Source organism: Cohnella yongneupensis (assembly GCF_042655785.1).
In the GTDB taxonomy this organism is placed as follows: Bacteria; Bacillota; Bacilli; order Paenibacillales; family Paenibacillaceae; genus Cohnella; species Cohnella yongneupensis.
Genome location: NZ_JBHSNC010000039.1, coordinates 1 through 19520, shown reverse-complemented (window position 1 = coordinate 19520; position 19520 = coordinate 1). Strand labels below are relative to the sequence as shown.

15 protein-coding genes are annotated in these 19520 nt (G+C 52.8%); 8 read left to right on the top strand and 7 right to left on the bottom strand.

Features of this window, described 5'->3' with window-relative positions:
- Window positions 1–95: 95 nt before the first annotated feature.
- Together ACFPQ4_RS12845 and ACFPQ4_RS12840 are read right to left on the bottom strand one after the other, a co-directional pair.
- Window positions 96–3245, bottom strand: a complete 3150-nt coding sequence (locus ACFPQ4_RS12845; RefSeq protein ID WP_378112264.1) for a cadherin-like beta sandwich domain-containing protein — start codon at window positions 3243–3245, stop codon at window positions 96–98.
- Between the two features lie 231 nt (window positions 3246–3476).
- Window positions 3477–4220 (bottom strand): ThuA domain-containing protein, encoded by a 744-nt coding sequence (locus ACFPQ4_RS12840; protein WP_378112263.1) that lies wholly within the window; start codon window positions 4218–4220, stop codon window positions 3477–3479.
- A gap of 196 nt (window positions 4221–4416) precedes the next feature.
- On the opposite strand from ACFPQ4_RS12840, the gene ACFPQ4_RS12835 reads away from it, so the two are divergent.
- The gene (locus ACFPQ4_RS12835; protein ID WP_378112262.1) at window positions 4417–5337 is read left to right on the top strand and encodes an AraC family transcriptional regulator; all 921 of its coding nucleotides are present in this window, start codon (window positions 4417–4419) and stop codon (window positions 5335–5337) included.
- 167 nt (window positions 5338–5504) lie between these two features.
- Here ACFPQ4_RS12835 and ACFPQ4_RS12830 read toward each other — a convergent pair whose 3' ends face one another.
- Together ACFPQ4_RS12830 and ACFPQ4_RS12825 are read right to left on the bottom strand one after the other, a co-directional pair.
- The gene (locus tag ACFPQ4_RS12830) at window positions 5505–5978 is read right to left on the bottom strand and encodes a C40 family peptidase (RefSeq protein ID WP_378112261.1); all 474 of its coding nucleotides are present in this window, start codon (window positions 5976–5978) and stop codon (window positions 5505–5507) included.
- 178 nt (window positions 5979–6156) lie between these two features.
- On the bottom strand, window positions 6157–8898 hold the full coding sequence (locus ACFPQ4_RS12825) for a glycoside hydrolase family 2 protein (RefSeq protein ID WP_378112260.1): 2742 nt from the start codon (window positions 8896–8898) through the stop codon (window positions 6157–6159).
- A gap of 147 nt (window positions 8899–9045) precedes the next feature.
- On the opposite strand from ACFPQ4_RS12825, the gene ACFPQ4_RS12820 reads away from it, so the two are divergent.
- Together ACFPQ4_RS12820 and ACFPQ4_RS12815 are read left to right on the top strand one after the other, a co-directional pair.
- Window positions 9046–9978, top strand: a complete 933-nt coding sequence (locus tag ACFPQ4_RS12820; RefSeq protein ID WP_378112259.1) for an ArsR/SmtB family transcription factor — start codon at window positions 9046–9048, stop codon at window positions 9976–9978.
- A 122-nt stretch (window positions 9979–10100) separates the two neighbouring features.
- Window positions 10101–10940, top strand: a complete 840-nt coding sequence (locus ACFPQ4_RS12815; RefSeq protein ID WP_378112258.1) for a sugar phosphate isomerase/epimerase family protein — start codon at window positions 10101–10103, stop codon at window positions 10938–10940.
- Window positions 10941–10964: 24 nt separating this feature from the next.
- On the opposite strand, the gene ACFPQ4_RS12810 is transcribed toward ACFPQ4_RS12815, so the two are convergent.
- The 3 genes from ACFPQ4_RS12810 to ACFPQ4_RS12800 are packed head-to-tail and all read right to left on the bottom strand — an operon-like array spanning window position 10965 to window position 13550.
- The gene (locus ACFPQ4_RS12810; RefSeq protein ID WP_378112257.1) at window positions 10965–11945 is read right to left on the bottom strand and encodes an ABC transporter ATP-binding protein; all 981 of its coding nucleotides are present in this window, start codon (window positions 11943–11945) and stop codon (window positions 10965–10967) included.
- 3 nt (window positions 11946–11948) lie between these two features.
- Entirely contained in the window at window positions 11949–12743 is a 795-nt protein-coding gene (locus tag ACFPQ4_RS12805) for an ABC transporter permease (RefSeq protein ID WP_378112256.1), read from the bottom strand.
- 6 nt (window positions 12744–12749) lie between these two features.
- Window positions 12750–13550, bottom strand: a complete 801-nt coding sequence (locus ACFPQ4_RS12800; protein WP_378112255.1) for an ABC transporter permease — start codon at window positions 13548–13550, stop codon at window positions 12750–12752.
- 196 nt (window positions 13551–13746) lie between these two features.
- Here ACFPQ4_RS12800 and ACFPQ4_RS12795 point away from each other — a divergent pair, with 196 nt between their 5' ends.
- From ACFPQ4_RS12795 to ACFPQ4_RS12775, 5 genes are all read left to right on the top strand, one after another.
- A complete protein-coding gene (locus tag ACFPQ4_RS12795; RefSeq protein ID WP_378112254.1) occupies window positions 13747–14601 on the top strand; it encodes an ABC transporter ATP-binding protein in 855 nt (284 codons plus the stop codon).
- A complete protein-coding gene (locus ACFPQ4_RS12790; protein WP_378112253.1) occupies window positions 14598–15401 on the top strand; it encodes an ABC transporter permease in 804 nt (267 codons plus the stop codon). The genes ACFPQ4_RS12795 and ACFPQ4_RS12790 overlap by 4 nt, the downstream gene beginning before the upstream one ends.
- Before the next feature lie 5 nt (window positions 15402–15406).
- Window positions 15407–16273, top strand: coding sequence for an ABC transporter permease (locus tag ACFPQ4_RS12785; RefSeq protein ID WP_378112252.1), 867 nt, complete (start codon window positions 15407–15409; stop codon window positions 16271–16273).
- Between the two features lie 519 nt (window positions 16274–16792).
- A complete protein-coding gene (locus tag ACFPQ4_RS12780) occupies window positions 16793–18103 on the top strand; it encodes an S-layer homology domain-containing protein (protein ID WP_378112251.1) in 1311 nt (436 codons plus the stop codon).
- Between the two features lie 126 nt (window positions 18104–18229).
- Window positions 18230–18904, top strand: coding sequence for a hypothetical protein (locus ACFPQ4_RS12775; protein WP_378112250.1), 675 nt, complete (start codon window positions 18230–18232; stop codon window positions 18902–18904).
- Window positions 18905–19520: the final 616 nt, after the last annotated feature.

Here is a 19520-nt window from a genome sequence, read left to right as displayed (position 1 = left end):
TGAATACCGACGCCAGCTTGTAGCCTAGGCTTTTTTATCTGTCCACTAAATGGGGTCTTGACCAACGTGGAGACTGCGACGTTGTACTGTTGTTTTTACTGCGGCGGATAGGAAAGGTAGATCGGGTAAATGTTCTCCCCTTCGGCGTTGAAAAGCACGATCGTAACTTTGGTTATGTCATGGTCGATCGGAATGCGGTAATCGCCGCCCTCGACCATGGCACTCTTAAACGCCCCCAGGTTATCCTCATAATAGACGGCAATAGTTGACTCCTGCGTATTCGAAACCGCTAGATGAATATGGTCCTTGCCTCGAGCAACCGTACCCACATACACATTCGGAATTCCTTCGGTTACGAAAACGCCAACTTGCGGATCGTCTTCATACAGATAAGGCGCACTGTATAGTTTCAATTCGTTAGGCACTGCATCGCTGCGCAATATCGTTAGCTTGTACATCTTCTGGAACTGCCCGCTTACATCTCTGACGACGACGTCGAATGGATTGTAGCCTGGTTCAAGATTAACGACATAGGATGACCCGCCATCGTAAACAGGCTTAAGCGGTACCGATGACCCGTTAAAGTATAACTCTTTGTAATTCATTCCAGATATATTAATTTGAAGTCTCGAAACGTCGGCATCTACTTTCGCAAAGTAGCTCAAATCGCCGGATCTGCTTGGCGAGCCCAAATAAGCAAATTTATCGTCGTCCACCAATTGAACTTCACCTAATGCCGTCCAGTTCGGGTCCTCGTTACCCTTTACCACGTTTAAAGTATAGTAATCCGAGACAAAACTGCCGGTATAGAACCTGAGCGCATATTGATTTAGGCCAGGGTTCAATCCAGTAATCGTTTGCGAGGTTCCGCTTGCACTCCACGTTGCGATCGGTTGTGCTTCTTCTTCATTGCCGACTTTGCGAAACAGCGTAGCCGAAGTGACTCCTCTGTCCGTTTTGAATTGTAAAGTAGTCGTGAAGGAGTTAACGGCCCCCGAAACTTGTGTGGAGAATGTATTTACATCAACATAGTTCCACTGTAAAGGCGTTAAAGGATCGATTTCCGTTATCGTCGTCCAACCCGTAACATCCCGTGGTATCACCTGGAACGACTCAAGATCAAGATTTAACGTGTACGTCAATTCCGTAACGCCATCGGCAGCGAGGGCTTTGATGTTGTAGTTGTTGGCGCCTACTTCAAGCGAAGCCTCGATATAGCCACCTTCATACGGTACATTGTTGATGCTCACTATCGTAGCACCGGGTACAGTTAATGGAGTAAACCGCATTTTAGAATACTCATTCGGAAGAGGCCACATCATCGATGCTAAGTTGTAATGATCCTGAGCGATTATACTGGTGCCCATAGAAACCCAAAATCCGTCCGGGCTTAAGCGCTCCAAAGCAATTCCGCTCAGCATCGCTCTAACGATTTTTAGCGTGTAAACATTTCGAGTGCCATCCGTCGCCGTTACCGTCACGTCGAACGAATTGGATCCCGCTGCCAACGTCTTAACGCCTGTTCCCGTTACGGTTGCATTCATGAAATCGCTGGCGAACGCGTTAATCGTTATGGACTGCGCTTCCTGAGCAACAACGACCGTGTAGCCATTCGAACTCGGACTTGTACCCGAAGTGAACCCGGAAACCCACTGGCTATCTACCGATAGAGAGTATAACGTTACGTTAAAGCCTGCTCTATATACGGTCAGCGTGTATCTCTTCGTCGTTCCGTCCGCAGCCCGCACTTCCACGGTGATATCCGTACTTGTTCCTGCCGTCAAGTTAATCGCGCCGCTGGCACTGCCGCTGGCTACTGCGGTTTCGTTCACTTTCACCGTCGCCGAGCTATCCGCTACCGTAGGCGTTACGGATAGGCTATTTACATAGTTCCCGACTTCCATCGTAAAATCCGTTTTCCCGCTTACGAACGGCAACGTCCCGTTAGTAACCGCCAGATTGCTCAAGTTCGCATTGCTTGAGAGGGATGAGCTTGGCGTCGGCGACGCACCGTTCAATGCCGCTGCCGCTTCCTTCTCGCGCTGTTGTCTCTCCGCATCATAACGCGCTTTCTCGGATTCGCTTAACTGACGCTCATATTCTTCCTTCGCTTGCTTCTTCTTCAACGCCTCGGCCTCAAGAGCCGCTTGCCGCTTCGCTTTCTTCGCATCTTCTAGCAAGCGAAGCATGTCCGCATCTTTCTTGCGCGCGTCTTCTTCTTTGGCTGCGCGTTCGTCCGCTTGTTTCTTGGCTTCTGCTTCTTTCTGGCGCTGCAGTTCCTGTTGCTTACGTTCAGCGTCGGTCAGTTGAATCGCGTTTTTGCTAAGATCGACTTCAAAGCCGGATTGCGCTTTTACTGCATCAACGATCTGTTTCAACCGTTGTTCGTCGATCAATCCGCTCTCCAACGCTTGATGGGCAATCGCGCCTAACAAATTCTCCGTATTTGATTTGAATCGCGCGAGATCCGCTTCCGTGCCGCCGATTTCCTCCGGCGCGCCGCTATTCTCGTAACGCGCGACATATTGCTCGTTCTCCGCCGTAATATCGGCAGAGGCCAATAGAATCGCTTGGATAATGTCCGCATCGCTCTGTTTTATGAGCGTCTCCAAATCGGTCGAAGCAATCGTAATATCGGATTCTTCGCCCGCTCCTGCCCCCGCGCCCGTAATGAGAGCGTTCTGCGTCGGGTAAACATAGTGCGCGTTGCCGTTCTCTCCCGTCGCCGTCGTCGTGACGACACCCGCCGCTACCATTAATCTCGTCGCGCCCGTATCCGGATTAACGGAAACGAGCAAGTGCGTTCCGCGCACGCCCATGACAGCCGTCGGCGTCTCCAGCGTGAATTTATCGTCGGCACTGGTGATCGACTTGACGTCTACCCAAGCCGAGCCCTTCCACATGCTAACCTTCGTTGTCGTTCCTTTTTTGCTGGACAGCTTCGAGAACGTCAGCGTAGTATCCGACGAGACGGTCATCCGATCGTCCTCGGAGGTGCCGTTCGCGAACTGCAGCACGGCCGATCCGCCTGTGCCAATCGCAAGCACGTCCCCTTCGTTCAAGCTCATCTTGGCGAATGCTGTGAACTCCTTGGATCCGCCCGACTTCTTCACTTTCACCGTGCCCTTAAGCTCCTTGATGACGGCTACCCGCGAAGTCGCCGCGTACGCTTCCTTCGATAGCGAACCCAGCAACGGTACTACCACCAATAAAATAGCCAATAAATAAACAAGTCCTTTGCGCATGAGTCCCGTTCCTCCTAGTTAGCCAACGAAGCAATCGATTCAAGCCGACCGCCTGGTCGACCGGACCAATATATGAAGATCAGCCCACTTTTCTATCATGTTACAGGAAAAAGGTACTAGATTTCGACAACTTTTTTTATTTTCGGCTAAGAAACAAGACATTTGTCCCGCAAGACAAAATAAGCGCGCAAGCTGTTTCCAGCTCGCACGCTTATTTGGTTAAATACGGTATTACTTCTTACCTTTGATCGGCTCGAGCGACGGAACCGCGTGTCCGTATTTCGGATACGTGGACTCCGCGACCGGAGCAGCCCAGTTAACCGCATTAGTGATGACGCGGCGTACGCCTTCGTTGTAATACGTCGGGAACGTCTCGTGACCCGGTCTGAAGTAGAAAATCCGTCCCGCGCCGCGCGTATAGCAGCAACCGCTGCGGAACACTTCTCCGCCTTCGAACCAGCTCACCATGACCAGCTCGTCCGGCTCCGGAATGTCGAAGTGCTCGCCGTACATTTCCTCTTCCGGCAGCTCGATATATTCTCCGATGCCCGCGGCGATCGGATGGCCCGGCTTCACGACCCAAATCCGTTCCTTCTCGTCGGCTTCGCGCCATTTCAAATCGCATGACGTACCCATGAGCTTCTTGAAAATTTTCGAGAAATGGCCGGAATGCAGCACGATTAGCCCCATTCCTTTCAGCACGCGATCGTATACGCGGTTCACGATCTCGTCGCTCACTTCGTCATGCGCGAGGTGTCCCCACCAAGTCAAAACGTCGGTATCGGCCAACACCGCTTCCGTCAAGCCGTGCTCGGGATCGTCCAGCAATGCAAACTTAATTTCGAAATTATCGGTGCCGAGGCCTTCGGCAATCGCCGCATGCATGCCGGCAGGGTATATGCTCGCGACTTTCTCGTTTTTCTTCTCATGCCGGAATTCGTTCCATATCGTGACTTTGATTTTGCGATTGCTCACCTGTGACAGCTCCCTTATCGTCCAAATCTTTAACCTAACTTAGTATAGTCAAAATCGTTCGCGCGCAACAATGGTTCGATGAGTCATTTTATTACGCTATTGTGTCATCGAAATACATTATATACGTATTGATTTTGATATTTCAATACGCTATTCTGTTATAAAGCGAAAACAATTCAGCCAAGGAGCTGACTAGATGTATCCGGAATTGCGCAACGAGCACGTCATCTATCAGAATCCCTTCCTTGCCATTCGGATCTGGCAGATCGACGGAGAATGGCGCCATCGCGTAACGGAAGAGACGAAGCGCCAGCTGGAATTGGACTGGATGCACAAGCGCTTCGTAAAATGGCATTACCATAAAGAAGTCGAGTTTCTGCTCGTGCTAAAGGGAGAGCTTACGGCGTTCTGTCCGGACGAACGGCTCGTCCTGAGGGACGGGGATATCGGATTATTCGGCGCCAACGAACCGCACACCTCGCTGCAGACGGACGCCGAGCTCAGCTATCTCGTCTTCCAAATCGACCTGCATCAATATTGGGACCAAAGCACGCTCGGCAGCATGCGCCACTTCTCCGAAGTGATCCGGCCGCTTAGCGCCTTGAACTATATATACAAGACGAACTCGGAAGTACGCGAGGCAACGGCTGCGTTAATCCAGGATATTCACCAGGAAATGAACGACAAGCAGATCGGATACGAGCTCGCCGTCTCTTCCCGCATCAAGAACATTCTGCTCTTGCTGCTGCGCAACGATACGCAGTTCAAGCTGCATTACAGCGATAACGGTCTGATCGACCGCATGCAACCGGCGCTCGACTATGTCGATAAGCATCTAAGCGACAAGCTGACGGTCGAGACGCTCAGCCGAACGATGAATATGAGCTACACCTACTTCATCAAGCAATTCAAAGCAGCCGTCGGAATGCCGTTCACCGACTACGTCACGTATAAGAGAATTAAAAAAGCCGAGCAGCAAATCCTTACGGGCAACGCCAGCATCGCGGAAATCGCCGAATCCGTCGGCATGACCAATCTCGGGCACTTTTACGATATGTTCCGTCGCATTAACGACTGTACTCCCCGACAATTCAAAGACCGTCTGGACCCTAGCTAACACGGGGACAGGCGGTTTTTTCATGCTTTCAATATATTCCCAAGCGCATCGCTGTAACATTACCGCGTATCTGTCCGTTTATATGATCAGCAAAGCAAAAAAACCGAGAGCCTAGGAAGCCAGGCTCCCGTCAGTTCTCGGTTCTTAATAAAGTAGCAAGTTACTTCTTACAGCACTCTGCGCGCCGTAACATAAGCATTTTTCCAATAGCTCGAGCTTAAGTCGGACAGCGCCACGCCTTTGTTCGTTGCGTTCAGCATATATCCGTTGCCCGCGTAAATTCCTACGTGGCTAATGCCTGAACCGCCGGTGCGGAAGAAAAGAAGATCTCCCACGCTCAGGTAAGCTTTATCGACCTTCTCGCCCATGTAGGCTTGGGACGACGACGTGCGCGGCAACCAAATGCCCATCTCGCCGAAAACGTGCTGTACGTACGACGAGCAATCGAAGGTATCGGTAGTGTCTGGATCCGAACCATATAGATAAGGCGTGCCTATGTAGGTTTTGCCGATGGAAACGAGCGATAGGGATTTTTCTGTCGCGGCGCTTGCTTGCTGAGTCGTGCCGATGGCGAGCGACGTAAATCCTGCAATGGCGATCAGTCCGGTTAACAATGCTCTAGCTGCGAATTTCCTCATCATGTAAGTTAAGCCTCCCGAATGAACTGGTGGTATAGTGTCCGTTTTCTTCTGGATTTACTATACCACAGCCCATTCCACCTATAATTTTCCAAGGTGAAAGCCAAACTCCGCCGCACAAGGCGTTGAAGCGTTTTCTTAGAATATCGTTAGAAAATTCTCATTCAATCTTCTTTCGCGATCAACGGTATCTAATTAGCAGATCAATAGGGTACGCCCCGGCGTTGCGACCGTATAGCGCAAGCCCTCCTTCGGATGCGCGAAGCTCCAGCTTGAAGCTGCGCTTTCTATTCAGAGCGGCGGTAAACCGGCTTGGAATGATCGCTTTGCACAGGTAACCGTAAGATCCCGCATCGTCCAGCTTGTTCGGTACTTGTTGATAGTGCCACGACAATACGCCGCGGCTATCCGCCGGATCGTCCGGCAACGGGAACGTCGCGATGCGCACTCCGTCGACGAGAACTTCCACTTGCGATTCATGTCGCTCGTCATCGGTCATATAGTACGTATTCGGGTTCAGCTCCGTCTGATCCAAGTCGCCGTGCATGAAGTCGATATCCGTTCGGAATCCGCCCGCATCCCCTGTATTCCTCGCGAGTAACCGTTTGGCGCTTACTTCGAATACGATCTCGATCTCGGAGACGAGTTCGTGCTCATTTTGTTCCGGCAGCGCGATCTCGTACGCGAAGCTTCCGCCTTTGGCCCCGTTAATCTTATGCCCCTGTAAGGATGTCCACGAATAAGCGAAAGATTGCTTCTCATGTTCGCTCACGGGAATGGATAGCGTTCCGCCTGGCGCATCGCCGCCGCGCACGTCGAATGTCGTGAAATTGCGCGTGACGACATCCCCTTCGTCGTCCACCAATCGAACCGCGAGGATGGCGACAGCATCTTGTCCTGGCATCCGAACGGAGATCGGCGCGATCGGCGCCACGCCATATCCTTCCCAGGAGACGTCGAACGTACCTTCGGCAGCGACTTTTCGCATACCTAGGTCGTCGTGCCACAGCTCCCATTCTACTCGCAGCGTCCGCCCGTGATACCGATCGGAATAGCTCGACCGCAGCAATTCCACCGTTACCCCTTCGCCCGCTTCCACCGTCCGGCAAGGCGGCGCATCGATAACGACGAAATCCGGCGTATGCAAATCGCGCACGGACATTCCAGGCACGAACGCGTCATACCCGAATTGCTTATCCGAACCATCCAATCTGTAATAGCCGTTGAATTCGTTCGTCACGTCGCGAAATTCCGTGAAGATGAAGCCGCACATTTGGTCATGGCGACGGAATTCGTTCAGCATGTACCGATAATGCCAGGAAATATCGCTATCCCCCGCTCCTCCTTCGAATCCCCACACGTTGCCACACTCGCTGTTCATGAGAGGCGCGTCCGACTGCTTGTTGCCGTTAATATAGTTAAAGGTCGAGCCCGGGTACGTCTTGTCCGTCACTTCGATCAGATGATTGCGCACTTGCTCGTAACCGTTAATGTAAAAATGCCAAGTGTTAATGTCCGTCTCCACATGGTCCATGTTACAAGGCGAATTATCCTCGATAATCCTCGTCGGATCGAGTTCCTTGGCCCAGCGGTAACGCTCCCTTACCCACTCCTGCGTATCCGGCAAATACAGCTTCGCGCTCACCTTGTCTCCCGGGGTTCCCGATGGCTCGCTCTCCGTCTTCAATCCCCACGTCTCGTTGAACATGACCCATGAGATGATCGAAGGATGATTGTAATCGCGCGCGATGATCTCGTGCGCTTCGCTTTCGTAAGCCGTTCGCGCCGCTTCGTCCGGATTGCCCCAGAAGCAAGGCATATCCTCCATGACCATGATGCCGAGTTTATCCGCCCAATACAGCTTGCGCGGCTCCTCCGGCTTAATATGAATGCGGACGAAGTTCAATCCCAGTCTCTTCATGAGATAAATCTCGTCCTGCATCGCTTCGTCCGATGGGTACGTGAAATAACCTTCGGCGTTATACGATTGGTCGAGCGTCCCGTTCAAGTAGACCGGCTTGCCGTTCAACGTCAGCCAACGATAGTTTCGTTCGCCGAACTTCGCCGTACCGACCTCGCGAATGCCAAAGTAAGTGCGCACCGTATCCGTGCCGAAGTCGCCCGAGAGCCGTACTTCCCCTTCGTATAACGCCGGTGATTCCGGACTCCAAAGCCTTGGCTCGGCGACGATGAAGGACGTCTTAATCGTATTGTCTCCGGCCTCCAGCATCAGATCGAGCTCATGTCTGGCTTCGTCGCCATGGCCGAACCGTAGGCTAAGCTTCGCGGCCCCCATTGTTCCGGCAACGATCGTCGCGCTAACTTCAACCCTTCCGTCGATCGCCGTCATGAACCTCGCTTCCCTCACATACGACTGCGGTCTCGCTTCCAACCACACGGGCTGCCAAATCCCCCGGATTTCGCCGTACCCTTGCTTGCCCCTCGCCTGATGGTTCAAATCGTAATCTTCCGCCCGCACGACGATTAAGTTAGGCGCGTCTAGCCGCCACACGTCCGTCACGTCGAATTCGAACGCACTATAGCCGCCCTCGTGCTTGCCTGCATAGACCTCATTGACCCATACGTCGCAACGGTAATCGACCGCCCCGAATCGCAACGCGACTCGCGATCCCGCTTCCGACGGCCTCCACGATACTTCGCGGCGATACCAACCGATCCCCTTCTCGTTCGATCCGATGCCGGACAGCGGATTCGCCCATGAGAACGGCACCACAATGCTCTTAGCGTAAACTTCGCTTGCTTCCTGGCATTGCCACTCTTGTTCTAAGCCTTCTTGGCGCGTATCGAACGCGAACGCCCAGCTGCCGTTCAAATTGAGCCAATCGGCGCGTTGCCAGTCGGGACGTGGATACTCGGGACGAGGAATATCCGTATAGGAGCGAATCGTTGCTTGCTGGACCATGAAGGAACACGACCTTTCCATTAAAATGGTATGATTTCCCTCATCTTAGCACTAACATAACGATTTAGCAATGTACATTATGATTTTACAATATAACTGTTTCGTTATACACTAATAATATAGACGCATTGGAAAAGAGTGGACTTTATGAGCGAGGTTAAGCAAGAGGTCATTCGATATCCCGCAAGCCGCATCGTCGACGTGGCGAAAGCATTGTCCGGCGACGTGCGCGTACGCATTCTCGAGGCGCTGGGCGATCGTCCGATGAGCGTTAGCCAGCTCGCGGAAGCGCTCGGTGTCGCGCAGCCGACCATCTCTATCAACGTGCAAATGCTTGAGCAAGCCGATATCGTCGTCTCCAGCCAAGGGGCGAACCGGGAAAAAATCTGTTCCGTCACGACGCGTTCCATTCTGCTCGAGTTGCCCGCCAAACCAGGCGACGGGCTGAACCGAACCGAGGAAATCCAAATGCCGATCGGCATGTATTCGCAATGTTCCGTGCAACCCACGTGCGGTCTCGCTAATCGAGACGGCGCGATTATCGGTTCATCGGACGACCCGCGCGCCTTCTATATGCCGGAACGAGTCGATGCCTCCCTGCTCTGGTTTTCCGATGCCGGTTTCGTCGAATATCTGTTTCCGAATCCGTTGCCGCCGGGCGTCGAACTGGACGAGCTTCGCCTGACGGCCGAGATTTGCTCCGAAGCGCCTAGCTTTCGCACCGAATGGCCTTCGGACGTTACGGTTACGATTAACGGACTGCCTGTAGGCACGTGGACGAGCCCGGGGGACTTCGGCGACCGCAAAGGGAAGCTCACTCCCGAACGCTGGAAGAGCGGCACGGAATACGGACAGCTGACGCAGTGGTCCGTAACCGCCGAAGGCAGCAGCGTGAACGGAGCACCCGCTTCGGACACCATGCTCTCGGCATTATCTCTCGCCTACAACAAGCCGATCGTCGTTCGCTTCGAAGTGCGCGAGAATGCCGCCAATAGGCGCGGCTTGAATTTGTTCGGCGCTAGCTTCGGCGATCATCCGACGGACATCGTTCTGTCGTTCATTCGCCGGATGCAGCAGTAGTCCTGGGGCAATCGGACAATATAGCGCATCATTATGCCAATCGAGCCCCTAACGTTCAGTTGGATAACTGTGATAATCTCGGGTTATTACTTCACTCCCGATACGAAGGAAGGCAATCGATTATGGCAACCGCCTCATACCTGTCCGTCAGCACTTGGAGCTTGCACCGTCTGCTCGGTCCTCTCCGCTGGACGGCGTGGAATGCCGATACCGGCGCGCACGAGACGCATATCGATGAACAACCTCAGGCGCATAGCCTGCTCGAACTGCCCCCGGAAGCCGCACGGCGCGGTTACGCGGCGATCGAGGTATGCCACTTTCACTTCCCGCGGACGGATGCCGCTTATTTGTCCGAGCTTCGCGCGGCATTTTCCGCCGCCGGCGTCCGCTTCGATACGCTGTTGCTCGATTACGGCGATCTGACGTCCGCCGACGAACGACGCCGCGCCGCGGATCTTGGCTTCGTGCGCCGCTGGATCGACGTCGCGTCACAATGCGGCGCTCGGCAAATCCGCGTCGTCGCGGGCGAAGCGCCGCCTACGGACGAAGCGGCCATCTCCCGATCCGCCGCCGCGCTCGCCGAGCTGGCCGAATACTCCGCATCCCGGCAAGTGCGCGTCATCACCGAGAACTTCAAGTCTCTCACCTCCACTGCCTCCAGCTGCCTCAAGCTACTCGCGCAAGCCGGTGAAGCCGTCGGCATGATCACGGACTTCGGCAACTTCCATGGCGACGCCAAATACGCCGAGCTGGCCGCCATCGCGCCGCGCAGCGTATCCGTGCATGCCAAAGCGGCCTACGACGACGCAGGCTTGCCGGACGAACCCGAGTTCGTCCGTTGCCTGGAAGCCGTTAAGGCCGCCCGCTATGAAGGTGCATATGTGCTTATTTACGACGGGCCAGGCGACATGTGGGAAGGACTCGAACGCATCAAGCGCCTCGTCTTGCCGTACATCAACTAAGCCGCAAAAGCCACCGTTTCCAACCTAAGCCGTGTAAATTTCTTTAATAACTTCTTCGATCGGAATGTTCCGAATGTTAATGTCCTGAACCGGCAGACGGCCGAGCAGCTCGTACACGAACTGCCGCAAATCCTGCTCGTTCAAGTCGATTTCAAGCGTCGCCGACATATCGTCGATGGCGAGCAACGTGTAATCGCTTAGCGACTCCCTGCTCATCGCGTCCTGGAACTGGATGTCGATGAGTTTTTTTTGCGAAAAATACCGGTTCAGGTTGCCCATCGTGTCGTTGTACACGACGACCCCTTTGTTGATGATCGTCACGTTCTCGCACAAATTTTCCAGATCGGTCAGGTCGTGCGTCGTCAGGATGAACGTCGTCTGCAAATCTTGGTTCACTTGCTTGATGAACTTCCGGATATTTTCCTTCGAAATGATGTCGAGACCGATCGTCGGTTCGTCGAGGAACACGAGCGGCGGCTCGTGCAGCATCGCGCAGACGAATTCGCACTTCATCCTTTCCCCGAGCGACAGTTGCCTAACGGGCTTATGAATGACGTCCTGAATGGCCAGCATTTCTTTAAAATAATCCAACAGCTCGGAGTAGCGCTGCCTCGATACTTTGTACATGTCGCGGTTAAGCGCGAACGTGTCGATCGCCGGCAAATCCCACCACAGCTGCGATTTTTGGCCGAACACGACGCCCAAGTGCTTCACGAATTTTTGCCGCTCGAGCCAAGGCGTGTATCCCATAACCTTGACTTCGCCCGCTTCCGGATGCAGGATGCCCGACAAAATCTTGATCGTCGTCGACTTGCCCGCGCCGTTCGGCCCGATCAGCCCGCGAATTTCACCTTTGGCGATCTTCAGATCGATGCCGTTCACGCCGGTGACGATTTCGTGCTTGCGGTTGAACAGCGACTTGACCGCCGCCCCGAAGCCTTCGTCCCGCTTCGACACTTTAAAACTCTTCGTTAATCCTTGTACGTCGATAATATATTCGCTCATCGCTCAACCACCCGCGCTCGTATATTTGTGCAAGCTGCGATTCCATAACCACAGACTAAAAAGAAAGACAACAACGCAACCGATGATCGACGTGTAAGCGCCCGAATCGACCCGGTCGAGCAATATTTGAGCCGGCATGTACGCCCAGATCGCGAACGGGAACACGGTCAGGAACACTTGGCCGAGCATCTTCGGATAGATGTTGATCGGGTAGTCGCCGAAGCCGAGAATACGGTCCGCCAGCTCCGGGATGCGCCCGACTTGGACGAGCATAATGATGAGCGTGCAGATGAGCGTCGTAACCGCCATATAGAAGATAATGCTACTGACCATCATGAGCAGGAAAAGAGTGATCTGCCATACGCTCGGCACGAGGTTCAATTTCGCTAGCGCATAGCCGGTAAGCGCGCAGCCCGATAGCGTCGCCCCGATCCCCTTCAGATTAAATCCGCTGCACAATAGCACCCCAAGAGGCGGAAACGGCTTGACGAGCAGCCGGTCGAAATCGCCTTTTCTCACTAAGCCTAACGCCACGTTCCTCACTTCCCCGAACATCAGGTCCTTCAAGCCGAGCCAGAACAGCAGCAAGCCTTGGAACAGCATAATTTGGTGGAGGTCCCAACCGGGGTACCCTCTCGTCTGCGTAAAAAAAATATATTGCAGGAAAGGCGCCGTCCCGGAAAATAAAATCGACGTTATAAGTCCCGTAAAGAAGTCAAAACGGTAAGCCATCGCCCGGGACACCCCGAGCTTCACGTTCCACGAGTATAAACGCAGCAATCCGCTAACGTGATCCATTCTCCATCACCCTCCCGCCGCGCAAAACTTCCGAATCGCCAGCTTCCAGAGGAAGTGGCACGCAAGGAATCCCGCCGTAATCCAGCCGAGCTGTCCGAGCACGATCATGCCCCAGTCGTACAACGTGCTGACGCTGTCCTTGTTCAAGAACAACTGAATCGGATAGTAGAAAATGTACTTGAACGGCAACACGTCGCATATCCTTTGCAGCCACTGCGGGTAGAAATCGAGCGGAATAAGGCCGCCCCCCAGCAGGTTCATGGAGATGTACACGAGCTCGTTCAAGCCTGAATTGCTTTTTACGACGAATGCCGTCATCCCGATCAAATAGTTAATCAAGAAGAACAGGCAGAACGATAAGATGCTCACCGACACGAACTTGAGCAGCGATAACGCGGTCAGAAAATCCGGCGGATAGATGAGGCTGTAGATGATGAGGTCCGGAATGAACTCCAGCAATATCCCCGTCATCCGAAGCGCGACCGCAGCCGACAATTCGTACCAGAAAATGTTGATCGGCTTCAGCAGATGGATGCTGAGATCCCCGGTAAGGATATAGTCCGAAATTCTCCGCTCCGCGAAATTCCAGATGAAGATCCATACGAACGTCGTGCTCGCCGTGTACCAGATCATCTCCGTCAGCGTGTAGCCTTTGATTTGCTCTGCGCCGTTGTGCGCGAAAATACTCCGGTACAAGAAGATATTGACCATCAGAATAAACGGGTGAATGATAATCGAGATCATGAAGCTATTGCGATATTGCAGCATCAATTTCACATTCGTCTGAATGGCCTTTAGGAAATACATGGGCGTCCCTCCCAAAAGCGTAATGGATGAAGTATAGAACAAATGTTTGCCTAAAAATAGGTGCATTTTTACTTTTATAGGGAGTTTTATTCCCATTTAGAGGAAAGTAATTCTAGACATTGACATGGGGAACAGACAAATGCTATTATCTTTTTCCTTTCTGTTCCAAGAACACGATCCCCTAAGGAGGTTTGGAATGATCACCGTCAGCGGCATTAACAAGTCGTTCAAGGTGGCGAAGCGGACCGCTGGAGTCGGAAGCGCGTTCAAGTCGCTCTTCCGACGCGAGTATACCGAAGTCGCCGCCCTGAACGACATCACCTTCTCGATCCCGCAAGGCGAAATCGTCGGCTATATCGGGCCGAACGGCGCCGGCAAGTCGACGACGATCAAGGTGATGAGCGGCATCCTGGTCCCCGACAGCGGCATCTGCACCATTATGGGTTACACGCCCTGGCTCGATCGCGTGAAATACGTGAAGCATATCGGGGTTGTTTTCGGACAGCGTTCGCAACTATGGTGGGACGTTCCGGTCATCGATTCGTTCGAGCTATTGCGCGATATTTACGACGTACCCGAGGCGGAATACCGCAGTAACGTCGCTCTATTGACAGAGACGCTGGATCTGGGAGCGTTGCTGGGCACGCCGGTAAGACAGCTCAGCCTCGGTCAGCGCATGCGGTGCGAGCTGGCGGCATCGCTCCTGCATAGCCCTCGCATTTTGTTTCTCGACGAACCTACGATCGGTCTCGACGCCGTATCGAAGCTGGCCGTGCGCGAATTCATTAAAGTCATCAACAAGGAACGAGGCGTTACCGTCATTCTGACGACGCACGACATGAACGATATCGAAGCGTTAGCCCAGCGCATCCTGCTCATCGGCAAAGGACGTTTGCTTTACGACGGCGGCGTCGAAGAGCTGCGAGGGCGGTTCGCGCCTGATTCGGGCAGCGTTCGGAGCGGCGTGGCTGAGGTAGAGCAAGCACCTGCCTCCGCGACTTCGATCGAAGAAGTTATCGTGCAAATGTACAAGGAGTACCAAATCACATGAAGGCCTACGCTTCCATCTTCAAGCTCCGGTTGGCGAACGGCCTGCAATACCGTACGGCGGCGCTCGCCGGCATCGCCACTCAGTTGTTCTTCGGACTCGTCTTCATTATGATCGTCGTCGCGTTCTATCGGCATAGCGCGGTCGAACAGCCGATCAGCCTCTCCCAGCTCGCCGCCTACATTTGGCTGCAGCAAGCCTTTCTCTCGTTCATCATGCTCTGGTTCAGGGACAACGAGCTTTTCCAGCTCATCACGACAGGCAACATCGCTTACGAGCTATGCCGACCAACCGGCATATACGGCTTCTGGTATGCCAAGCTGCTCGCGCAACGATTAGCCAGCGCTATTCTGCGCTGCATCCCTGTTATCTTCATCGCTTTGTTGCTCCCCGCGCCTTACCGATTGACGCTTCCGCCTCATCCGATCAACTTAATTCTCTTCTTCGTTACGCTAGCGCTCGGCTTGTTCATTCTCGTCGCCATCTCCATGTTCATCTACATCATGACGTTCGTAACGATGTCCCCGACTGGATCGTTGCTTATGTTCAGCGTGCTGGGCGAGTTTTTCGCCGGGTTGACGGTACCGATCCCGTTGATGCCAGATTGGCTGAAAACGATCGTGTACGCGTTGCCGTTCCGATGGTCCGCAGACTTTCCGTTTCGCGTTTACTCGGGGCACATCTCCGCGAATGAAGCGCTGGCGGGCATTCCGCTGCAGTTGCTGTGGCTGGCCGCGCTTGTTGCGCTCGGCATGTATACGATGCGAGGCGCGCTGCAGCGAGTCGTCGTGCAAGGAGGTTGATCCGGATGCGATTATTCGGCAAATACTTAAGCATTCTGTTCCGGTCTCAGATGCAATATCGGACTTCGTTCCTGCTCATGTCGTTCGGGCAATTTTTCATTCCGTTAACCGTGTTCGCGGGGTTGTACTTCCTGTTCGAGCGGTTCGGCCAGCTCGAGGGGTGGACTTTCTACGAGGTGGCGCTCGTCTTCGCCGTTATTCATATGTCGTTCTCGATCAGCGAATGCCTGTCGCGGGGGTTCGACACGTTCTCTTCGCTCGTCGTGAGCGGGGATTTCGATAGACTGCTCGTTCGCCCGCGCAGCACGGTGCTGCAGGTGCTGGGCTCCAAGTTCGAGTTCACTCGTATCGGGAGACTGCTGCAAAGCTTACTCGTGCTCGGTTGGGCGCTTAGCGGGTTATCGGTGGAATGGACTCTGTGGAAGGTGATCGTGCTGTTGCTTATGATCGCGAGCGGCACGATGATCTTCGCCGGCATCTTCATCATCATGGCGGCGCTATGCTTCTGGACGATTCAAGGTCTCGAAGTCGCCAACGTGTTCACCGACGGAGGACGGGAGATGTCGCAGTATCCGTTGTCAATCTATCAGAAGTGGGTGACGCGGTTCTTCACGTTCGTCATCCCGTTCGGTTGCGTGAACTACTTGCCGCTCATGTATATTCTCGATCGGCCGGACTTGGGGGGCGGCGGGGTTGGTGTGGTCGGTGGGGTTGGTGTGGTCGGTGGGGTTGGCGCGGTCGGTGCGGTCGGTACGGTTGGCGGCGTTCCGTTCGCCTACTCGCTCGCTCCTCTTGCCGGATTCGCGTTCATCGTGCCTTGTCTGCTCGTCTGGCGGTTCGGCGTTCGGCATTATCGTTCGACGGGGTCGTGAGGGAATGGAATGGTCGCCAATCTGCAATCAAATCGTAATATTGCCTTCATGTTCTCTTCATGTACGCAGACTATAGTAGAGACATGACCCCCTTTGAAATATAAACCTTGAGGCTGGCGGCCGACGTGGCGCCGGCCTCCTTTTTTTGTTCCGGCATGTGAACCTCACCACTTTCCTCCCCTACGTGACCGGTCGAGCCTCATCGCCTCCCTTTGTCGAGCCTCATCTCCTCCTCTATCGTATCTCATCGCCTCTCTCTGTCGAGCCTCAAATGTATTTCATACAACTATTTTCTGCGAATCCCATTTGCTGCGTCGTGCTAGTTGCATTCCGTACATCTAATTCGATGTATTCCCTCCATTTAGCCCTTTTTCCCGAAATCTAAGTGTAGGAAATGCATCCAGCTCCCCGCCAATGCGCAAGAACCGTAAAAGTAACTGTATGTAATGCAATTAGAAAAAAGTGGACAGCCCTTATGTGAACCTTAGATAATAACTGCATAAGGGAGAGTCTACCACAATGGAACGAAAAATCATTTTTAATCATACCAAGGAGAACATCAAGATGAAGAAACTTACGACGATTATGATCGCAATTATTATTATGATTATGATTACAGCTTTGCCGTTTAATAAGGCTAATGCTGAGACTGACCCTAGCTTTAAGGATATTGAGAAGCATTGGGCTAAGGATTCGATCATCGAGGCCGCTAAGAAGGGTTATGTGGCTGGGTATCCCGGTGGTACGTTCCGTCCTGATAATCGCGTCAATGTGGATGAGTTCATTACTATGATGATTCGTTCCCTGACCGCTAAACAGCCGAATGGTAAGGTTACTTGGTCTTTTGAGTATTTTGATAAGCTTAGCTACCCTATGCAGTCTAGCTTGGTGGAGACTACTCCCTATTTCGATCCTAATAATGTTAAGTCGAGTACAAATTACTGGGCTGACCCTTACCTTGACCAGGCTCAGCGTATGTCATTCTTCAAGCGTGTAGACTCAGCTTGGGGTGGCAAGTACAATGTTCCGCTTACTCGAGAGAAGGCTGCTTATCTCGTTATGGGTCTGCTTGCTTGGTCTGAGCACCACGAGAATGAGATGCTCGCCGATCTTGCTTGGAACGACATCAAGGACAAAGCCGACGTCGTCTACACGAACCAAGTAATCGAAGCTTACATCAAAGGCATCGTCAGCGGATACCCGAACAAGACTTTCCGCCCTAAGGGATACATCACCCGTGCCGAGGCCGTGGCTCTGATCGGACGCATCGTCGACAATTCCAAGCGCACGCCGCACATCCCTGACCTGACAGGCAAGAACTACACTTCGATCGATATGCCGAACGGAGACACGAAGTACTACGTTTTTCCGAATGCTGAGTTCAATAAGCTTTTTGATGCGCTTGATAAAGTGAATGGAACGGCGCCTGCTTCTAGCTACGTTGAAGATGCTCGCGTCATGAAGACTTATTACAATTCCAAGGAAGATTATGATAAGATGACCTATGAAAATTATCGGGGCATCTATGATTTTCAACCTGTTGTTATGAATGTTGGACTTGGAACTTCCGACATTGATTTCGGCATTAGCATTGATACAAAATATAGCCTTGCCGGGTATGAAAAGATCTACGACACATTCGTGAACATGATGTTCGAGTCTAAGGCCGATCAGTTCAATAAGATCTTTATGCAGAAGCTTAAGGATCGCAAGAACGGAACTTTCAAACGGGTTCAACTAGTTATTAATAACCGCGATGTTGACATTACAACGGTTGGTTATAACGGAATCGCGGCATATATTTCAACTAAACTTTTGAAAACAAAGTGACGATGCGGGCTTTTCGAGATATGATAAGTGAAACGAGACGAAGAACGTCCCTACCGGATGGCTTGCCTATATGGCGGCCATAGGCGAGGGGCGTTTTTTGTTTTTCTAATCAACGGAGGTGCGCGGATGAACTTCGAGCAAGCATACGAATCGTACATGAATAAACACATAAGTCTTAGAACAGGCGAGCGCAAAGGGAGACTACTCACGAGGAAACTGCATGCCGAGAAATTGTTTCTCGGTAACGTATGGTGGCCAATCAAAGGAAACTTGGACTTCCTGCATCCCGAATACGAGATCTCGGATTGGAGAGGCCGGCCTTATTTTATCGATAATGCTTACGCGCAACCCGGTTCCCCGATCATTCTGTGGGAAATCAAAGGGTTCGGCACGCATATCCGCGAGATGGACCGCCAAGGATTCTCCAACGAGTTGAATAGGGAATTTTACCTTCAAGGCATCGGCTACCGTCTCGTCTCGCTCGCGTACGACGACGTCGCCGAACGGCCGGAGCTAGTCATCAGCTTACTCAAGTTGTTCCTCAGCCAATTCCAACCGCACACGATGCCCGGCAAACTAGCGCCGCTTGCGGAGAAAGAAATTATCAGGCTTGCCCTTCGCTTGGCGCGGCCGTTCCGTCCCGTGGACGTCTCACGCCATTTAGATCTCAACTATCGTACGACGATGAAGCACCTCAACAACCTGCTCGCCAAAAAGTGGATCAAACCCGTGTCATCCGGTGCAGGCGAGAGGGTTGTCTACTATACGCTTGCCCACGGCGCCACCTTCTACTTGGACTAATTGCATCACATACAACTAGATTCGCTCGGAAGCCCGGGTTCGGCACGCTAGTTGCATAGCATACAACTAGATTCGCGAAATAAGCGGTTTCGAGCCTTTTGTGCCTAACTACGTGCCCGAAATGCAACTAGTTTTCCGAAATGGCGGAAACCCGGGTGATTAGTTGTACGAAATGCAACTAGGGTGCTCGAATGGGAGGCCGGTGATAAGCTGGTGCTCGAATGGGAGGCCGGTGATAAGCTGGTGCTCGAATGGGAGGCCGGTGATAAGCTGGTGCTCGAATGGGAGGCTTGTGATGAGTTGGCACTCAGGTTGGAAGCTAGTTGTACGAAACGCAATATGCGGGAGCGGGACAGGAGTGCGCGGCGGTAGCGCATGAACTGAAACGCACGAGCAAAAGCGACCGATCATCCGACCAAGCGCTCCCCCTGTTAGGCAGCGTGAGCGGAACAAAGGTTTTCGTCAGAAACAAAGGATCAAACTCCGGATACGATCACTGGCGTTCATGCCATGACAATCGTACCCTAAGGGAAATAAAACAAGATACTTAGCACTAGAGTAAAGGGCTGAGATTATCAGCCCCTCCTCATCAAACCGTACGTGAGGTTTTCCCTCA

Excerpts from the sequence above, each read along its gene's own strand:
- ACFPQ4_RS12825 (WP_378112260.1), bottom strand. The coding sequence starts at position 8,898 with ATGGTCCAGCAAGCAACGATTCGCTCCTATACGGATATTCCTCGTCCC.
- ACFPQ4_RS12795 (WP_378112254.1), top strand. The coding sequence starts at position 13,747 with ATGATCACCGTCAGCGGCATTAACAAGTCGTTCAAGGTGGCGAAGCGG.
- ACFPQ4_RS12785 (WP_378112252.1), top strand. The coding sequence starts at position 15,407 with ATGCGATTATTCGGCAAATACTTAAGCATTCTGTTCCGGTCTCAGATG.
- ACFPQ4_RS12805 (WP_378112256.1), bottom strand. The coding sequence starts at position 12,743 with ATGGATCACGTTAGCGGATTGCTGCGTTTATACTCGTGGAACGTGAAG.
- ACFPQ4_RS12790 (WP_378112253.1), top strand. The coding sequence starts at position 14,598 with ATGAAGGCCTACGCTTCCATCTTCAAGCTCCGGTTGGCGAACGGCCTG.
- ACFPQ4_RS12775 (WP_378112250.1), top strand. The coding sequence starts at position 18,230 with ATGAACTTCGAGCAAGCATACGAATCGTACATGAATAAACACATAAGT.
- ACFPQ4_RS12830 (WP_378112261.1), bottom strand. The coding sequence starts at position 5,978 with ATGATGAGGAAATTCGCAGCTAGAGCATTGTTAACCGGACTGATCGCC.
- ACFPQ4_RS12810 (WP_378112257.1), bottom strand. The coding sequence starts at position 11,945 with ATGAGCGAATATATTATCGACGTACAAGGATTAACGAAGAGTTTTAAA.
- ACFPQ4_RS12780 (WP_378112251.1), top strand. The coding sequence starts at position 16,793 with ATGGAACGAAAAATCATTTTTAATCATACCAAGGAGAACATCAAGATG.
- ACFPQ4_RS12815 (WP_378112258.1), top strand. The coding sequence starts at position 10,101 with ATGGCAACCGCCTCATACCTGTCCGTCAGCACTTGGAGCTTGCACCGT.
- ACFPQ4_RS12820 (WP_378112259.1), top strand. The coding sequence starts at position 9,046 with ATGAGCGAGGTTAAGCAAGAGGTCATTCGATATCCCGCAAGCCGCATC.
- ACFPQ4_RS12800 (WP_378112255.1), bottom strand. The coding sequence starts at position 13,550 with ATGTATTTCCTAAAGGCCATTCAGACGAATGTGAAATTGATGCTGCAA.
- ACFPQ4_RS12845 (WP_378112264.1), bottom strand. The coding sequence starts at position 3,245 with ATGCGCAAAGGACTTGTTTATTTATTGGCTATTTTATTGGTGGTAGTA.
- ACFPQ4_RS12835 (WP_378112262.1), top strand. The coding sequence starts at position 4,417 with ATGTATCCGGAATTGCGCAACGAGCACGTCATCTATCAGAATCCCTTC.